This window comes from Georgenia sp. Z1491, assembly GCF_049856175.1.
Lineage (GTDB): Bacteria > Actinomycetota > Actinomycetes > Actinomycetales > Actinomycetaceae > JB111.
The window spans coordinates 156,202-172,887 of sequence record NZ_JBNDNA010000009.1; the positions used below are offsets into that span (position 1 = coordinate 156,202).

The following is a 16,686-nucleotide window of genomic DNA, read 5'->3' on the forward strand; positions in this document are numbered from 1 at the left end:
CCGGTCGCGCCGCGCCCGACTACGCCAGGCCCGCGAGGTTGGCCTGGTGCGCGAACTCGGGGTGCGCGGCGACGACCTCCTCGAACGTGCCGCGCGCGGCGATCGTGCCCCCGGTCATGAAGCAGACCTCATCGGCGTGCCGGATGGTCGACAGCCGGTGGGCGACGGTGACGACCGTGACCTCGCCGTGCAGCTCGCGCAGGGCGTGGGTGACGGCCTCCTCCGTGGCGGTGTCGAGCGCGGAGGTGGCCTCGTCCATGACGAGCACGAGCGGGTCGGTGTAGAGGGCGCGGGCGATGCCCAGGCGCTGGCGCTGGCCCCCGGAGAACGCGAGCCCGCGCTCGCCGACCAGCGTGTCGAGGCCGCCGCGCTCCTCGACGGCGTCGAGCAGCTGGGCGCGACGCAGGCACTCGCGCACGCGATCCTCGTCGATCGTCGAGCCCCAGGCCAGCGCGACGTTCTGCGCGATCGACCCGTTGAACAGGGAGACGTCCTGGGGGACGTAGCCCACGCGGGAGCGCCAGTCCGCGAGCACGTCGTCGAGATCCTGGTCGCCGATGAGCATCGTTCCCTCCTGCGGGACGAGCAGCCCGAGCAGGATGTCGACGAGCGTGGACTTGCCCGCGCCGGACGAGCCTGCGAGCGCCACGTGCGTGCCCATGCGGATCGTCAGGTCGATGTCGTGGACCGCCGGCGCCTGCGAGGTCGGGTAGGTGAAGCCGACGCCGTCGAGCACCAGCTGGCGCGGCTCCCCGACGATCGGCTCGCGGCCCACCGTCTCGGCGTCGCGGATGAACTTCTCCGAGGCCCGGATGTCGTAGATGACCCGCTTCGCGTGCGGGAGCGTCGTCGAGGTCTGGGTGAGGATCGCCTGCATGCGCGTGATCGCGGGGATCATCCGGAACCCGGCGACACCGAACATCGCCACGGCCGCGAACGCCTCGGTCGCGCCGCCCTGCCAGTAGCCCACGCCGCCGACGAGCACGAACCCGCCGACGAGGGCGACCTCGAGGACGTACTTCGGCGCCTGGCCGAGGAACTGGCTGTTGGACCGCGCGCGTACGGCGTGCTTCCGGTTGTCCCACACGACGTCGGCGACCTCGGAGGTCTTGTCCCGCAGGACGATCTCCTTGAGCGTGGCCACCATCTCGGTCATCAGGCGGGCAGTCTTCAGCGAGTAGTCCCGGTTGACCCGCCCCGCTACGAGGGCCTTCGGGTTGACCACGAGGTAGAGCAGCGCGGCGAGCGCCCCGAGGTAGACGACCGTGATCGCCGCGATCATCGGTTCGGCGACGACGAGAACGAGCAGCACGGCCGCCGTGGTGGCGAGCTCGGTGGGCAGGCTGGCCACCGGCAGGAGCAGGCCGGAGGTCGTGTTGGCGATCCCGACGTCGGCCATGCGCACGAGCTCGGCGGAGTTGCGGGAGAGCCGGTCCGTCCACGGCGAGTGGAGGTAGGCACGGAAGAGCCGGTCGCCGATCTCCATCTCGTACTCGGCGAACTTGCGGGTGGCGACCCAGCGCATGGCCAGGGAGGCGATGGACTTGGCCGAGATGAGCAGGCATACCGCGAGGAGCACCCAGATGTAGTCGTCGGTGCCGATCTCCCCGATGAGCGGCAGGCTCACCGGCTGGCCCGACACCATCGGCGCCATGACGAGGGCGAGGATGCCGAGCGCGACGACGTCGAGGAGCGCGAGCATCGCCGTGACGACCGAGTACATGAGCAGGTAGCGCCGGGCGCCGGACGGAAGCATCGGCAGCAGCGTCCGCGTCGTCCTCAGTAGATCCTTCACCCGTGCTCCTGCTGCTCGTCGTCCGGGCGCCGTGGGCGGCCGCGGGTCGCACCGGCCGGCGCGTGCCGTTCATCGTGCCACGCGGCGCCGGGCACCGTCCGAGGACCCCCCGGTGCCCTCCACCACGCTCGGCCGTCGTCGTCCCTATCCTTGCCGGGTGCGTCCACACCTGCTCTACGTCGCCTGGGGCTTCCCGCCCTGCCGGGGGTCCGGCGTCTACCGGGCGCTGGCCACCGCCAACGCGTTCGCCGACGCCGGCTGGGACGTCACCGTCCTCACCGCGCCGCGCGAGCTGTTCACCGAGCTGTTCGGGGCGGACACCTCGCTGGAGGACCGCGTGCACCCGGCGATCCGCGTGCTGCGCGTGCGCCAGGAGCTGGCCCACATCGAGACCGACCTCGCCCGGTACTCGCGGGGACGGGTGGCCTCGGAGCCGGCGTGGTTCTCCGCGTTCATGCGGGCCTCGGAGGCCGGCTTCCCCGAGCGCGTCTACGGTGGCTGGGCGGGCAACCTGCGCGCCGCCGCCGAGCAGGTGCACGAACGCCACCCGGTCGACCTCGTGCTCGGCACGTCCAACCCCCACGTCGACTTCGTCCCGGGTGAGCACCTCGCGCGCCGGTTCGACGTGCCCTACGTCCTCGACTACCGCGACGGCTGGGCCCTCGACGTCACCACCGGGCGGCGCGTGTCCGGGGAGCGGTCGCGGGCCTGGCGCACCGAGCGCGAGCTGCTGCTCGGCGCCGAGGAGGCGTGGTTCGTCAACGCCCCGATCCGCGACTGGTACGACGCCACGGTGCCGGAGGTCGCGGACCGCACCCACGTCGTCGCCAACGGGTACGACGGAGACCTCGGTGAGGAGATCGACGCGCTGCGCGTGACGGCCGCCCCCGACGACTCCGCGCCGCTGACGTTCGGCTACCTCGGGACGCTCTACGGGTCGGTGCCCGTGCGCGAGCTGCTCGAGGGGTGGCGTGCGGCGCGGTCGCGGGACGAGGACGTGGCTCGGGCACGGCTCGTGCTGCGGGGCCATGTCGGCCACCAGGGTGCGCCGGACGAGCGGACCCTGGCGATGCTCGCCGAGTTCGCCGGGGACGGGGTCGAGCACGGCGGGCCCGTGCCGCGGGCCGAGGTCGCGCAGGTCTACGCGGGCTTCGACGTGCTCGCCCTGCCCCTCATCCCGGGGCGGTACGTCACCAGCGGGAAGGTCTTCGAGCACGCGGCGACCGGGCTGCCGGTCGTGTCGGTGCACGGCCCGGAGTCGGCGGCGTCCTCCGTGCTCGAGGGGCATCCCGCGTGGGTGCTGACGGAGTCGATGTCCGCCGACGACGTCGCGGACGCGCTCGTGGCTGGCGCTGCGCTCGCGCGCTCGGCGACCCCGGCCTCCGTGGCGGCGACCCGGGACTGGGCACGGCGGTATGCGCGCGAGGAGCAGCTCGCGCCGCGCGTGGCCGAGCTCGGGGACATCGTCGCTCGCCGCGCGGCCGAGCTCGGCCTGCCCGTCCCAGAGGTGGCTGCGCACGAGGTCCCGGCACGCGTGCTGCCCGATAACACCGAGGCCGTGGAGTCGGCTGCGGCGTCGGGCGCCGACGATGCCGACGTCGCTGCCCCGCGGCGGTTCGTCCTCGTCGTGGGCTCCGAGGATCCGGCCGACGAGGTGCTGGCGCGGTCGGCCGGCGCCGGGGACCTGGCCGAACGACTGGGGAGCCCGGAGTCGCCGGCACACGTCACGCTCGTGTGCCGCACGGCGCCACGCACGCCGGTGGCGGGTGTCGCCGTCGTGCACGTCATCGCCGAGGACCGATCGCCGCTCGCGGCGATCGCGCGCTCCGGGAGGTACCGGGCGATCGATGCGGCCGCCAGACGCTCGGTGCCCGGTCGGCTGCTCGCGACGCTCAGCCCGCTGGACGACACCCGTACCGTGTGGCGCGCCGCCCGGTCCGACGCCACGGCGGAGGCGCTGGCCGGCCAGGCGGGCGTGGCCGTCGCCGTCGACCTGCCCGCCGTTCGGACGGCCTGGTCGTGGCTGAGGCGCGGGGTCGTCCCCGCCGCCGTGCACGGCGTCGCGGCGGCCGAGCGGCTGGTCCGGCGCGAGCCGCCGGCGGGAGACGCGGGGTCACGGGGGTGAGTGACCGCCGCGGGGCGGGCGGCGATGGCACGATGACCGGCGAGGGCCCGGGGTCCGGCGCGGTGCCCACTGCTCGACGGAGCGGGGCACCACGCGGACGGTGGACCGAGCCCGGCGTACCCGGCACGCTCCCCCGCCTCGACTCGCTCACCGCGCTGCGCTGGTGGGCCGCGCTGGCCGTGTTCGCGCACCACATGACGAATTTCGCGCCGCTCCCGATCGCCGGTCCGCTCAGCCTCGGCGCCCAGGGCGTGGCGTTCTTCTTCGTGCTGTCGGGCTTCGTGCTCACGTGGTCGGCGCGCCCCGGCACCCGCGTCTCGACCTTCTACTGGCGCAGGTTCGCCCGGATCTGGCCGGCGCACATGGTGGCGCTCCTGCTCGCGGTGCCGGTGTTCGTCGGGCCACCCGCGGACGTCGAGGAGAGCTGGGTCCGGCCCCTGTCGGCGGTGCTGCTGCTCTCGGTGGTGCTGCTGCACGGCTGGTCGGCGAACAACGAGGTGGTGTTCTCGGGCAACCCGGCGTCGTGGACGCTGTCGCTCGAGGCGTTCTTCTACGCCACGCACCCGTGGCTCGACCGCCTGCTCGGCCGGACCGGGCGCCGTGCGGCCCTGGCGGTGCTGCTCGTGATCCCGGTGACCGCCGCCGTGCTGTACATCGCGCGCTCCGAGATCGACGCGCTCGCCCATCTGCCGCGTCCAGTGCTGCGGCTGTGGGAGTTCTGCCTCGGGATGGCGCTCGCGCACGCCGTGCGGCTCGGCTGGCGGCCGCGGCTCCCGGTGCCGGTGGTGCTCGGGCTGCTGCTCGTGGTCTGCGCGGGGGTTTTCCTCGGCCCGCTGCGCGCGCCGGGCGTGTGGGAGGCGCTGCGCCTCGGTCCGTTGTCGCCGGTGATGATCCCCGCGGCGTGCGGGATCGTCATCCTCGCCTACGCGGTGCGGGAGCTGCGCGGTCGCGCGGACGGGTCGGGGCGCGGTGCGCCCGCCGGCTGGCTCGTGCGGCTCGGCGAGTGGAGCTTCGCCTTCTACCTCCTGCACGCGACGCTGATCTACGCGTGCCGCGGGTGGTTCGGGCTGCAGCCGATGGGGTGGGCGAACCTCGGTGTGTACGCGGCCGTGCTCGTGCCCGCGATCGCCGGCGCGTGGGCGCTGCACGCCTGGGTCGAGAAGCCGATCGAGCGGCGGATGCGGCGGTGGAAGGACCGGCGGGACCGTGAGCGTGAGGCGCGGGCCCGGGAGCGATAGGCACGCGCGCACAAGCTCGTCACGGTTCGCTCTCAGGTCGGCCCCGGTCGCTGTGCTCCCTACGCGGGTTCCGTACAGTGGCCGTCACGACGATTCCCGGCTTGAGGGGCTGGCACGCGCGATGAGGCGAACCGGACAGACACTTGCTGCGACCGTGCTTGCGGTCGGAGCCGCCACCGCGGTGCTGACGAGCTCGGCCGCCGCCGTGCCCGACCGGCCCGACGGCATCTCCGATGCCGCCTGGGAGGACATCCAGGCTCAGATCGCGCGCGGCGAGATCGAGCCCGGTGAGCTCGACGACCGGATCGCGATGCAGGAGCGTGCCGCACCCGTGATCACCTCGATCGCCACCCGCCACGCTGACACCTTCACCGTCTCCGAGCTCCGGGACGATGCCACCGCGCACCTGTACTTCACCGGCGAAGTCCCGGCCGACGTCGTCGAGGAACTGGCGGCCGAGCCCGGGATGTTCGCCCACGGCGGGGCGGCGTACGACGCCGAGGCCGCCGAGTCGGTCACCGTCGCCGTGCACATGGCGCTGTCCGAGCACCTCGCGCCCGGGATCGGTATATCGACAGTGGCGGACCCGGTCTCGGGCGAGATCAGCGTCGAGGTCTCGACCCAGGAGGCGGCCGACGCGCTCGAGGAGCTCCTGACGTCCGGGGCTCTCGACCTCGACGAGTCGCTGCTCGGGGCCGCGAGCGTCGACGAGGCCGAGGTCCTCGACTCGATCGTCGTCGAGGTCGGTGCGTCCGGCGGCGGGGACGACCTCGTCCTCCAGAGAGAGGACGACCGCTTCCGGTTCGCCGCCGGCGACGTCTGGGGCGAGACCGACCAGTTCTCGATCGCGACGCTGCCGGAGACCGTGACCCTGGCCCTCACGGGGACCGACGACATGTTCTACGGCACGCTCGAGGTCGAGGACGGGTGCCTCGTCGTCGTCAGCACCGGCAGCACCGATCTCACGCGCCTGGCGGTCCTCGCTGAAGGAGCTGAACCCGTGAGCGATGACGAGGGGAACCTCGCTGTACGCCTGGACGACGGCTCCATCGCTGTACTCGGCACCGAGTACGCGGTAGACAAGGGCCAGATCGGCGCGATCCCCGCCCTGTTCGGCGACTCGGCACCGGCCTGCGACGGTGGCCAGACCGAGGCGATGTACATCAACGGCGGCGACCTGCCCGACTGACCGGCGCAAAGGGACGGCAGCGCACCTACGCGCGGATCGCGCCCAGCACGACCTCCGCCGCCGCGCGCCCGGCCGCCGCCGACGACGCGTTCTCCGCCACCCAGGCGGCCAACCGTTCGGCGTCCCGCGGCCCTCGCTCGCCGGTCAGGGCGGCGACCATCGCCCGTGCGACGTCGTCGGCGTCGTGCTCGACCGCCCAGCCCAGGCGGCTCTCGGCGATGTCCGCCCGAGCCGGGCCGGGGCCCGCGTAGATCACCGGGACGCCGGACGCCCACGCGGCGTATGCCTTCGTGGGGTAGGCGAGGTCGTAGCCGATGCCGGGCCGGATCGACACGAGCGCCGCCTGCGCGCCCCGCTGCCAGCGCGCCGCCTCCGCCTGCCCGACGAGCCCGCGCAGCTCGACCGTCCCCCGCGGCAGGCGGGCGGCCAGGCGCTCGAGCTCCGGCCACGCGCTGCCCTGACCGATCAACACCACGCGCGCGTCCGGCACCTGCTCAAGGACCTGCGGCAGCGCGCGCAGGAACACGTCCGCGCCCTGCCACTCCGAGGCCGTGCCCGCGTAGAGCAGGTACGGGCGGGGGTCGTCGTCGTCGGGCATCGGTCCGGTCGGCGTGAACGTCTCGGTGTCCGCTCCCCCGCGCACGACGACGACGCCGCGGGCGCCGAGCTCCTCCGCCCGGGCGGCGACGTCGTCGGACACCGCGATGGTCGCCGCCGCGCCGGCGAGGACGGCGGACTCCGAGCGCCGCAGCACCTCGACGATCGCGCGGGGGGCACCCGTGGACGTCGCGGCGTCGGACCAGATGTCGGGGACGTAGGCCACGTACGGCCTCCTGCGGAGCGTGGCCACCGCCCGGACCACGAGCCCGGTGGTGGGCGGCGGCTCGACGACGTAGACGTCCGGGACGGGGTCCGCGAGGAGTCGGGCGGCGAGCGGGACGTCGAAGGACAGGTAGGGGACGTAGCCGCGGAGGTAGCCGTCGGCGTCGCGCAGGACCGGCGCGCGGGAGACGCGGGTGCCGGCGTGGTCAGCGATCGTGGCACCCGCCGGTGGCTGCGCGGTGAGGACGCGGGTGGCTGCGCCGGCGTCGCGCAGGCCGCGGGCGAGGGCGGCCAGGCGGAACGACGCGGCGGCCGGCTCGGGGTCCCAGATGCGGGACGCGACGGTCACGCGCGGGCGGCGGGCGTGGCTCTCCGAGGGACGGCGCGCGGCTGGCATGGGATCCATTGTGTCCGAGGTGGGCGGGGCGGAAGTGGGCGAGGCGGAGATGCGCCGAGGACGCGGTCAACCTGCCGAGGACGCGGTCGACGTGCCGAGTGGCCCCCCGCCGCCCGCGCCCTCGACGCGCAACCCGTGCCCTCGACGGCGGTCCGCGTCCTCGGCGCCTTGACGGTGAAGGGTGTCGTCGACCTCACCGTCCGACGCCCAGCCCACACACGGTGCGCCGACCCTGCCGACGGCGTCGGTGGGTTCGACACTCGACCGGTGGGTTCGACACTCGACCTGTGCGCTCGACCCGAAGGCGCGAGGTCGATGGACAGCACGCGGGGCCGACCATCCGTGGTCGGCCCCGCGCGGCGCCAGGTCGTCGACGCAGCGGTTACAGCTGGACGGCCTGGCCGTCGGCGGCCGCGGACAGGATCGCCTCGACCACCTCGAGCGTGTGCACGCCCTCGGCCATCGACACCACCTCGTCAGACACGCCGCGCACGGCGTCCCGGAACCGCTCCTGCTCCACCCGCAGCGGCTCGCGCTTCGGGATCGCGTAGGTCGTGATGTCACCCTCGGACACACCCCGGAAGGCCGCGACGGCGTCCCACTCGGTCGGGACGGTGCCGTTGGCGTAGAACGTGAGGTCGATGTTGAGGGTGTCGGCGACGAGCGCCCCCCGCTCACCGGTGACCACCGTGCGCCGCTCCTTGAACGGCGAGAGCCAGTTGACCGTGTGGCCGACCATCGTGCCGTCGGCCAGCTGTCCCGTCGCCACGACCATGTCCTCGAACTCGCGCCCCGAACGGTGCGTCGTGCGCGCGTAGATCGAGCTGTACGGGGAGCCGGCGACGAACGCGGCCAGGTCGACGTCGTGGGTGGCGAGGTCCTTGACCACCCCGACGTCCGAGATGCGCGCCGGGAACGGCCCCTGCCGGAACGTCTGGATCTGGTAGATCTCCCCCAGGAACCCCTCGGCAAGCTTGTCCCGCAGGGCGACGATCGCGGGGTTGCAGCGCTCGACGTACCCCACGGCCCCGGTCAGCCCGGCCTCCTCGAAGGCCTGGGCCACGCGCCGGCCCGCGGCCACGTCGTGCGCGATGGGCTTCTCGACCATCGTGTGGACGCCGGCCTCGGCCAGGCGCAGCGCGACCTCCTCGTGGTACACCGTGGGCACGGCCACCATGGCGGCCTCGATGCCGGCGTCGATCAACCACTCGACGTCGGACCCCACCTCGAGCGCCCCGGCGACCCCGAAGCGGTCCCCGCCCGGGTCGGCCACGGCCACGAGGTCCATGCCCTCGGTCTCGCGGATCACGCGGGCGTGGTGGCGCCCCATCGAGCCGAGCCCGATGAGCCCCACCCGCAGCGGCGCGCCGGAAGCAAAGTCCTCAGCCATCGCGATCACGCCCCCGCCGTCGTCACGGCCGCCACGGCGGCGACGATCCGGTCGAGGTCACCCTGCTCGAGCGAGGGGTGCACCGGCAGGGAGATCACCTGCTGCGCGGCGCGCTCCGTCTCGGGCAGCTCGAGGTCCGGCGCGAACACGGCCAGCGACTCGAGGCGGTGGTTGGGGATCGGGTAGTACACGCCGCTGCCCACCCGGTACTCCTCGCGCAGCGCGGTGACGATGCGGTCGCGCTCGGCGCCGCCGTCGCCCTCGACGGGTATCCGAACCGTGTACTGGTGGTAGACGTGCTCCGCACCGTCGGCGACGGGGGGCACCACCACGCCGGACAGGTTCGCGTCGAGGAACGCCGCGTTCGCGCGCCGCTGCTCCGTCCAGCCGAGCACCCGGCCGAGCTGGACCCGCCCGATCGCGGCGTGCACGTCGGTCATGCGGGTGTTGAAACCGATGACCTCGTTGGCGTACTGCTTCTCCATGCCCTGGTTGCGCAGGAGGCGCACCCGGCGCGCAAGGGTCTCGTCCCCCGTCGTCACCATGCCGCCCTCGGCGGAGGTCATGTTCTTGGTGGGGTAGAGCGAGAACGCGGCGAACGCCCCGAAGGTGCCGACCTGGCGCCCGCCGAGCGTGGCGGCGTGGGCCTGCGCGGCGTCCTCGAAGATCTGCAGGTCGAACTCGTCGGCGATGGCCTGGAGCGCGTCCATGTTCGCGGGGTGCCCGTAGAGGTGGACGGGCATGATGCCGCGGGTGCGCTCGGTCACCGAGGCCCGCACGGACTCCGGGTCGAGGCAGAAGTGGTCCGGCTCGATGTCGGCGAACACCGGCGTGGCGCCGGTCAGGGCCACCGAGTTTCCCGTCGCCGCGAACGTGAAGGACGGGACGATGACCTCGTCGCCCTCGCCGATCCCGGCCGCGACCAGGCCCATGTGCAGGGCCGACGTCCCCGAGTTCACGGCCACCGCCTCGCGCCCCTGCGCCAGCACGGAGGCGAACTCCTCCTCGAAGGCCTTGACCTCTGGCCCCTGGGCGATCATGCCGCCGGCGAGCACGCGGTCGACCGCCGCCCGCTCGTCGTCGCCGATGATGGGCCTCGCCGGCGGGATCATGGGCAGCTCGTCGTTCACGCGTTCTCCTCCGTCTCGGTCAGCACGCCGTCGGTCAGGGCGTACCGCTGCCCACTGATCGGGCAGCGCCATTGTTCCCCGTCCGGCACCAGTCTGGCGCCCGAACGTCCTACCCAACCGATCTGCTTGGCAGGTACGCCGGCCACGAGCGCGTACGGGGCGACGTCCTTGGTCACGACCGCGCCGGCCGCCACGGTGGCCCAGGCGCCGACCGTCACGGGTGCCACGCACACCGCGCGGGCACCGATCGCGGCGCCCTCCTCGATGGTCACGCCCACGGCCTCCCAGTCGGAGGCGGACTTCAGCGAGCCGTCCGGGTTGATCGCGCGGGGGTAGGTGTCGTTGGTGAGCACGGCGGCGGGGCCGACGAACACGCCGTCAGCGAGCCGCGCGGGCTCGTAGACGAGCGCGTAGTTCTGGACCTTGCAGTGCCGTCCCATCTCCACGCCGGTGCCGATGTAGGCACCGCGCCCGACGACGCACCCCTCCCCCAGCATGGCGTCCTCTCGCACCTGCGCGAGGTGCCAGACGGAGCTGCCGTCGCCGATGCGGGCGGTGGTCGCCACGTCGGCGGAGTCCACGATCCGTGCGGTCATGCGCTGCCCTTCGCTCCCCGGGCCGCGCACCGCCCGCACCGACCGCTCCCGCGACCGGCCCGCGCACGGCACGCTGCCCTGCTGTCGTCCACGAGCCTGCGACAATGCGGCCCATGCCCATGGTGCCACCCGTGGACGACGCCTGGCTCGTCATCCCCGTCTACAACGAGGCGTCCGTCATCGGCCGCGTCGTGTCGGAGGCGCGCGAGACGTTCCCGCACATCGTGTGCGTCGACGACGCCTCGACGGACGGCTCCGGGTCGGCGGCCGCCGCGGCCGGCGCCCTCGTGGTCACCCACCCGTTCAACCTCGGCCAGGGCGCCGCGCTCCAGACGGGCATCGAGTACGTCGTCACCCGCACGGACGCGCGCTACCTCGTCACCTTCGACGCCGACGGGCAGCACCGCGTCGTCGACGCCGTCCAGATGGTCGAGCGGGCGCGCGCCGAGGACCTGGCGGTCGTCTTCGGCTCGCGCTTCCTCGACGACCGCACCAAGCCCGGGTTCCTCAAGCGCATCGTCCTCAAGACCGCGGTCTGGGTGACGAACCAGTCCACCGGGATGCGCCTGACCGACGCCCACAACGGGCTGCGCGTCATCCGCCGCGACGCCGCACGGCGCGTCGACCTCAAGCAGAACCGGATGGCGCACGCCACCGAGATCGTCCTCGAGCTCGGCCGCACCGGCCTGCCGTGGGCGGAGCACCCGATCGAGATCGTCTACACCGACTACTCCAAGGCCAAGGGACAGTCGTTGCTCAACTCCGTCAACATCCTCTGGGAGCTGGTGATCCGCTGATGCCCGTCTCCGGGGACACCCGCCTCATCCAGATCCTGCTGCTGGTCGCCGTCGTCGCCTTCACGGTGCTGCTCACCCGCTCGACGGCGGGCTCCCGCCACCAGGCGATCCGCCGGCTCGGGCTGCTCGGCTTCATGGTGCTCGCCGCCCTGTCGGTCCTGTTCCCGTCGTGGGTCTCGCAGGCGGCCCGGTTCGTCGGGGTCGGTCGTGGCACGGACCTCGTGCTGTACGTGCTGGTCGTCATGTTCTTCGGGTACGTCGTGGTCACCGCCCGCGGGCACGCGCGCCGCGACCGGCAGACGACGATCCTCGCCCGCAGGCTCGCCATCCGGGAGGCCGACGACGACGCACGGCGGGCCGCGCGGGACGACGCCCCTGCCGGGCCCGTGCCCGGACCCGGGGCAGGCACCGGCCCCGCCGACGACGACCGGCCGGGCGCGGACGACGCCGCCGGGTAGCGGCCCGCACCGCGCCACCTGCGACGAGACACCGGCCACAGCGCGGACCGAGCACCAGCGGCAGGACAGAACTACCCGCCGCCGTGCCGCAGACGAAGGCCCACGCCGGGGCCGCCTGCCCGTATCGTGAACGCGATGCCGACCGACGCTCAGGACGGCGCGGCGGATCCGGAGCTGCCGCGCGACGAGCCCTACCGACCCCGGCACCGCAAGCCTGCCCCCGCGCGGGCCAGGCGCCGCCGTGGACCGATCATCGCGGGCGCCGCGGCGGCCGTCGTCGCGGTGGGCATCGGGGCCGTCGCCGCGATGTACAACGACCTCCAGGGCAACATCACCACCGAGGACGTCGACCACCTGCTCGACGACGACGAGCGCCCGACCGTCCACGAGGACCCGGACGACCCCAACGCCGGCCAGGCGATGAACATCCTCGTCATGGGGTCCGACACCCGCGAGGGGGACAACGCCGCTCAGGGCGGCGAGGCCGACGTCGAGGGCATGCGCTCGGACACCACGATGATCCTGCACATCTCCTCGGACCGCGAACGGGTCGACGTCGTCTCGATCCCGCGCGACACCCTGGTCGACATCCCCTCCTGCACGCTCGAGGACGGCACCGAGACCGAGCCGGCCGAGCAGGCCATCTTCAACTCCGCCTTCCACACCGGCGGCCAGCACGGTGACGTCAGCGCCGCCGCCGCCTGCACGATCGCCACCGTCGAGGAGCTGACCGACGTCCGCATCGACGACTACATGGTCGTCGACTTCGCCGGGTTCATCGGCGTCGTCGAGGCCCTGGACGGGGTGCCGATGTACGTCGACGAGGAGATCGCCGACCCGGCCGCCGGCCTCGAGCTCGAGCAGGGCTGCCAGATCCTCGACGGCGAGGAGGCGCTCGGCTACGCGCGCGCCCGCCAGACGCTCGGCGACGGCTCCGACATCTCCCGCATCGGCCGTCAGCAGCAGCTCGTGAGCGCCATCGCCCGCGACGTCCTGTCGAGTCGCGTGCTGTTCGACCTGCCGCGCCTGTACTCGGTGCTCGACGCCGGCACCCAGACGCTCACCACCTCCCCGGAGTTCGGCAGCATCCGGAACCTCGCCGGGCTCGCCGTGTCGCTGCGTGGCCTCGAGGGCGAGAACATCGGGTTCCTCACGATGCCCTGGGAGCCCGCGGGCTACCGCGTGACGGCGACCGAGGAGGCCGAGGACGTCTGGGCCGCCCTGCGCGAGGACGAGCCCGTCACGAACGCCACCGTGGCGGCGGACCCCGAGCTCGGCGGCGGGGCCGAGGAGTCCGAGTCCGGCGAGGCGGCGTCCGACGGCGCGGCGCCCGAGGACACCGGCACGGCGATCGGCACCGGCGGCGAGATCGCCCAGGAGGCCCGCGACGCGGCCCGGGCCGAGGCCTCCCCGGAGGTTCCCACCGACGAGTCCGACGGCCTCGGCACGCCCGACGACGCGGCGCCGCCCGCGCCGACCGACGAGCCGGAAGCTGCCCCCCTGCCCCCGTGCACACGCTGACCGCCACCCGCCTCCCTCGGGGTGGTGCCACGGTTCCGGGCCTCCCCGCGCGTACGGTGCCTCTCGCTGGACGGACGACCGGGGGGACACGATGAACGACGACGACCTTCCTCCGTCGTTCGCGCCCAGGAGCAAGCGTCGCCCAGCACGCCCGCGCGAGCAGCCGGAGGCGACCCGGCAGGTCGACGGCGCCGGGCGCCCGCCCGCTCCCCCGCGCCAGCCCACGGCCGATCGGTTCGACCGTCGACGCCCCCGGCCCGCTCCGACGGGCTCGCCGCGCCGCGCCCCCAGCGACCGCGCCGGCATCCCCGCGCGCGACGAGATCGGCGCCACCCGCACCGTGCCCGCCGCCGGGCGCGAGGCGCCCGGGCGTCCCTCGGCACCGCCGCCGGCCTACGCACCACCGTCGTACCGGCCGGCCTTTCACGGGGCGACCGACCCACGCCGCCCCGGGCCGGGCGAGGCACCGCCCCGGTACCCCGAAGATCCGGGACAGGCGCCTCCGCCACCCCCGCCGGGCCGCCCGCCGCGGCAGCGCCGGCGTCGCCGCCGGCCGGGCCGCGTCGTCGCGCTCTTCCTCGTTCTCCTCCTGGTCCTGGTGATCGCCTGGCCGGTCGGGCTCGCGATCTGGGCGGACGGACGCATCTCGCACACGGCCGCGCTGTCGGGCGCCGAGGACACCACCGGCACCACCTACCTCCTCGCGGGCACCGACTCCCGCGGCGGGGCGATCGACGACGGTGTGGAGGGCTCCCGCTCGGACTCGATCCTCGTGCTGCACGATCCCGAGTCGGGCACGCCCTCGCTGATCTCGCTGCCGCGCGACACCCTCGTCGAGATCCCCGGCCACGGCGACAACAAGCTCAACGCCGCCTACTCGCTCGGCGGCCCGGAGCTGCTCGTGGAGACCGTCGAGGGCCTCATGGAGCTCACCGTCGACCACTACGTCGAGATCGGCATGTCCGGGCTGTCGGAGATCGTCGACTCCGTCGGCGGGGTCGAGCTGTGCCTCGACTACGACGTCGAGGACGACTTCTCCGGTCTCAGCTGGCAGGCGGGCTGCCACGTCTCCGACGGCGAGACCGCCCTCGCCTTCGCCCGGATGCGCTACTCCGACCCCACCGGGGACATCGGCCGCGGCATGCGCCAGCGCCAGGTGATCGGCGCCATCGCCGACTCCGTGGCCACCCCCGGCACCCTGCTCGACCCGCGCAGGCACGTCTCGCTCGCCCGCACGGGCACCGACGTGCTCGTCACGGACGAGGAGACCGGCATCGTCGACCTGGGCGGAATGGCGCTGGCGTTCCGCAGCGCCTCGGGCGGCGGGTTCGTCGGCGCACCGCCCGTCGCCGACCCCGCCTACCGCGCCGGCGGGCTGGGGGCGACCGTGCTGCTCGACGCCGACGCGCTGCCCGCGTGGCTGGAGTCCGTGCGGGAGGGGACGATCAGCCCGTCCGACCAGGAGCAGACGGACCCCGCGGGCGGATAGCGTCAGGGGTGCGCGACGCCCGGCTCGCGCGAGGAAGGACTGAGATGACCACCGACCCGCACGAGGGCCCCGCCCCCGGGCGTCCCACCCCCGACGACGACGCCCGCCTGAGCGAGGAGGTCGACCGCGCCGGGCACCTGCTCGACGCCGGCGACCACGCCGGAGCCGTCACCGCGCTGGGCGACGTCCTCGGCTGGGCCGAGTCCGTGTACGGCCCCGGCGACCCCGACGTGCTGCTCGTCCGGGGTGAGCTGGGTGGTGCGCTCGGGCGGCTCGGCCGGCACTACGAGGCCGTCGACGTCCTCGGTCCGGGGGTCGTCCTCGCGCGCGAGCTGGGACCCGAGGACGCCGAGACCCGCGCCGGGCTCGTCACGGCCCTCATCTCCGCGCTCGAGGCCTCGGGCCGCGGCCACGAGACGCCGTCCCTCGAGCACGAGCTCGCTCAGGTCGGCGGGCCGGACGCCGGGTCCGACGCCGGGTCGGACACCGGGTCGCACGAGCAGACGGACGAGCAGGGGGCCGACGCGGAGGCCCCCCTGGCCGACGACCTGCGCCGGGCCGCGACCGACGGCGCCGGGGTCGACGACGCCGAGGCACTCGTGGCCCGGGCCGACACCCCGGCCGATCGGCAGCTGCTGCCCGACGCGCTGCTCGTCCTCGCCGAGGCCCGCACGCGCGCGGAGGACCCCGAGGGCGCCGTGGACGCGTACGCCCGCCGCGCGGAGGTCGTCGCCGCGCTCGACGGTCCGACGTCGGGCACCGCGCTGCGGGCCGGCGCCCGGCACGTGACGGCGCTCGTCGAGGCCGGTCGCCTGGACGAGGCGCTCGACGCGAACATGTTCCTCGGCCGGGACGCCCGCCGCTACCGCCCCGACGACCTCGAGCTCGCGGACGTCGCGACCGCCCGCAGCGCGGACCTGCTCGCGGCCAAGGGCAGGTTCGAGGAGGCCCGCCAGGTGTTCGCCGAGCTCGTCGCGCTGCGCACCGGGCGGCCCGACGTCGGCCCGGAGCACCTGTCCACGCTCGACGCGCGCCATCGCGAGGCGTGGGCGACCCTCGAGGTCGATCCCGCCCGGGCGCTCGAGCAGTTCGAGGCACTGACGGCGGACCTCGAGCGGCTCGTGCCCCCCGACCACCCGCTCGTCGGGCAGGCCGCCAACGGCACCGAGGAGGCTCGGGGCGACCTCGCGGCGGGCCCGCAGGCGTAGCTCCTAGGCCCGGTCCTCGCCCTGCTCGGCGGTCAGGGAGGCCCGCAGCCGCACTCCCCTGGCGCGCGCGGAGTCGGCGAGGTCGGCCTGGAGATCGACCATCCGTTCGCGGAGCTCCTCGGCGCGCGCGCCCTCGCCGGCCCCGAGGATCCGGGCGGCGAGCAGGCCGGCGTTACGGGCCCCGCCGATCGAGACCGTCGCGACGGGCACGCCCGCCGGCATCTGGACGATCGACAGCAGGGAGTCCATGCCGTCGAGGTGAGCCAGCGGCACGGGGACCCCGATCACCGGCAGCGGCGTGACGGCGGCGAGCATCCCGGGCAGGTGCGCGGCCCCGCCCGCGCCGGCCACGATCACGCGCAGCCCGCGCCGGGCCGCGGTGCGCCCGTACTCGATCATCTCGTCCGGCATGCGGTGCGCGGAGACGACGTCGACCTCGTGGGTCACGCCGAGCTCGTCGAGCGCGACCGCCGCGGCCGACATCACGCGCCAGTCCGAGTCCGACCCCATGACGATCCCGACCTCGACCAT

The 16,686-nt window shown here is 74.3% G+C and carries 14 protein-coding genes; 8 read left to right on the forward strand and 6 right to left on the reverse strand.

What is annotated here, in order from left to right; all coding sequences use genetic code 11:
- Positions 1–19: 19 nt before the first annotated feature.
- Positions 20–1,795, reverse strand: a complete 1,776-nt coding sequence (locus ACPYO4_RS10865) for an ABC transporter ATP-binding protein (RefSeq protein ID WP_425709257.1) — start codon at positions 1,793–1,795, stop codon at positions 20–22.
- A gap of 157 nt (positions 1,796–1,952) precedes the next feature.
- On the opposite strand from ACPYO4_RS10865, the gene ACPYO4_RS10870 reads away from it, so the two are divergent.
- The 3 genes from ACPYO4_RS10870 (at position 1,953) to ACPYO4_RS10880 (ending at position 6,347) form a co-directional block, all read left to right on the forward strand.
- Positions 1,953–3,920 (forward strand): glycosyltransferase, encoded by a 1,968-nt coding sequence (locus ACPYO4_RS10870; RefSeq protein ID WP_425709258.1) that lies wholly within the window; start codon positions 1,953–1,955, stop codon positions 3,918–3,920.
- Positions 3,917–5,158: an acyltransferase family protein gene (locus tag ACPYO4_RS10875; protein ID WP_425709259.1), complete on the forward strand. Its 1,242-nt coding sequence runs from the start codon at positions 3,917–3,919 to the stop codon at positions 5,156–5,158. The genes ACPYO4_RS10870 and ACPYO4_RS10875 overlap by 4 nt, the downstream gene beginning before the upstream one ends.
- A gap of 121 nt (positions 5,159–5,279) precedes the next feature.
- Positions 5,280–6,347: a hypothetical protein gene (locus ACPYO4_RS10880; protein ID WP_425709260.1), complete on the forward strand. Its 1,068-nt coding sequence runs from the start codon at positions 5,280–5,282 to the stop codon at positions 6,345–6,347.
- 25 nt (positions 6,348–6,372) lie between these two features.
- Here the strand turns inward: ACPYO4_RS10880 and ACPYO4_RS10885 are convergent, their stop codons facing one another.
- From ACPYO4_RS10885 to ACPYO4_RS10900, 4 genes are all read right to left on the reverse strand, one after another.
- The gene (locus ACPYO4_RS10885; protein ID WP_425709261.1) at positions 6,373–7,566 is read right to left on the reverse strand and encodes a glycosyltransferase; all 1,194 of its coding nucleotides are present in this window, start codon (positions 7,564–7,566) and stop codon (positions 6,373–6,375) included.
- A gap of 382 nt (positions 7,567–7,948) precedes the next feature.
- The gene (locus tag ACPYO4_RS10890; protein WP_425709262.1) at positions 7,949–8,956 is read right to left on the reverse strand and encodes a Gfo/Idh/MocA family protein; all 1,008 of its coding nucleotides are present in this window, start codon (positions 8,954–8,956) and stop codon (positions 7,949–7,951) included.
- 5 nt (positions 8,957–8,961) lie between these two features.
- Positions 8,962–10,068 carry a DegT/DnrJ/EryC1/StrS family aminotransferase gene (locus tag ACPYO4_RS10895; RefSeq protein WP_425709283.1) on the reverse strand — a complete coding sequence of 369 codons (1,107 nt, stop codon included), beginning with the start codon at positions 10,066–10,068 and terminating at the stop codon, positions 8,962–8,964.
- A gap of 14 nt (positions 10,069–10,082) precedes the next feature.
- Positions 10,083–10,682 (reverse strand): acyltransferase, encoded by a 600-nt coding sequence (locus tag ACPYO4_RS10900; protein ID WP_425709263.1) that lies wholly within the window; start codon positions 10,680–10,682, stop codon positions 10,083–10,085.
- 104 nt (positions 10,683–10,786) lie between these two features.
- On the opposite strand from ACPYO4_RS10900, the gene ACPYO4_RS10905 reads away from it, so the two are divergent.
- From ACPYO4_RS10905 to ACPYO4_RS10925, 5 genes are all read left to right on the forward strand, one after another.
- Positions 10,787–11,479: a glycosyltransferase family 2 protein gene (locus ACPYO4_RS10905; protein WP_425709264.1), complete on the forward strand. Its 693-nt coding sequence runs from the start codon at positions 10,787–10,789 to the stop codon at positions 11,477–11,479.
- On the forward strand, positions 11,479–11,937 hold the full coding sequence (locus ACPYO4_RS10910; protein WP_425709265.1) for a DUF2304 domain-containing protein: 459 nt from the start codon (positions 11,479–11,481) through the stop codon (positions 11,935–11,937). Before ACPYO4_RS10905 ends, ACPYO4_RS10910 begins: the two co-directional genes overlap by 1 nt.
- Positions 11,938–12,072: 135 nt before the next feature.
- A complete protein-coding gene (locus ACPYO4_RS10915) occupies positions 12,073–13,458 on the forward strand; it encodes an LCP family protein (protein WP_425709266.1) in 1,386 nt (461 codons plus the stop codon).
- Positions 13,459–14,056: 598 nt separating this feature from the next.
- A complete protein-coding gene (locus ACPYO4_RS10920; RefSeq protein WP_425709267.1) occupies positions 14,057–14,947 on the forward strand; it encodes an LCP family protein in 891 nt (296 codons plus the stop codon).
- A 44-nt stretch (positions 14,948–14,991) separates the two neighbouring features.
- Positions 14,992–16,155 carry a hypothetical protein gene (locus tag ACPYO4_RS10925; protein WP_425709268.1) on the forward strand — a complete coding sequence of 388 codons (1,164 nt, stop codon included), beginning with the start codon at positions 14,992–14,994 and terminating at the stop codon, positions 16,153–16,155.
- 3 nt (positions 16,156–16,158) lie between these two features.
- Here ACPYO4_RS10925 and purE read toward each other — a convergent pair whose 3' ends face one another.
- Positions 16,159–16,686, reverse strand: coding sequence for a 5-(carboxyamino)imidazole ribonucleotide mutase (gene purE / locus ACPYO4_RS10930; protein WP_425709269.1), 528 nt, complete (start codon positions 16,684–16,686; stop codon positions 16,159–16,161).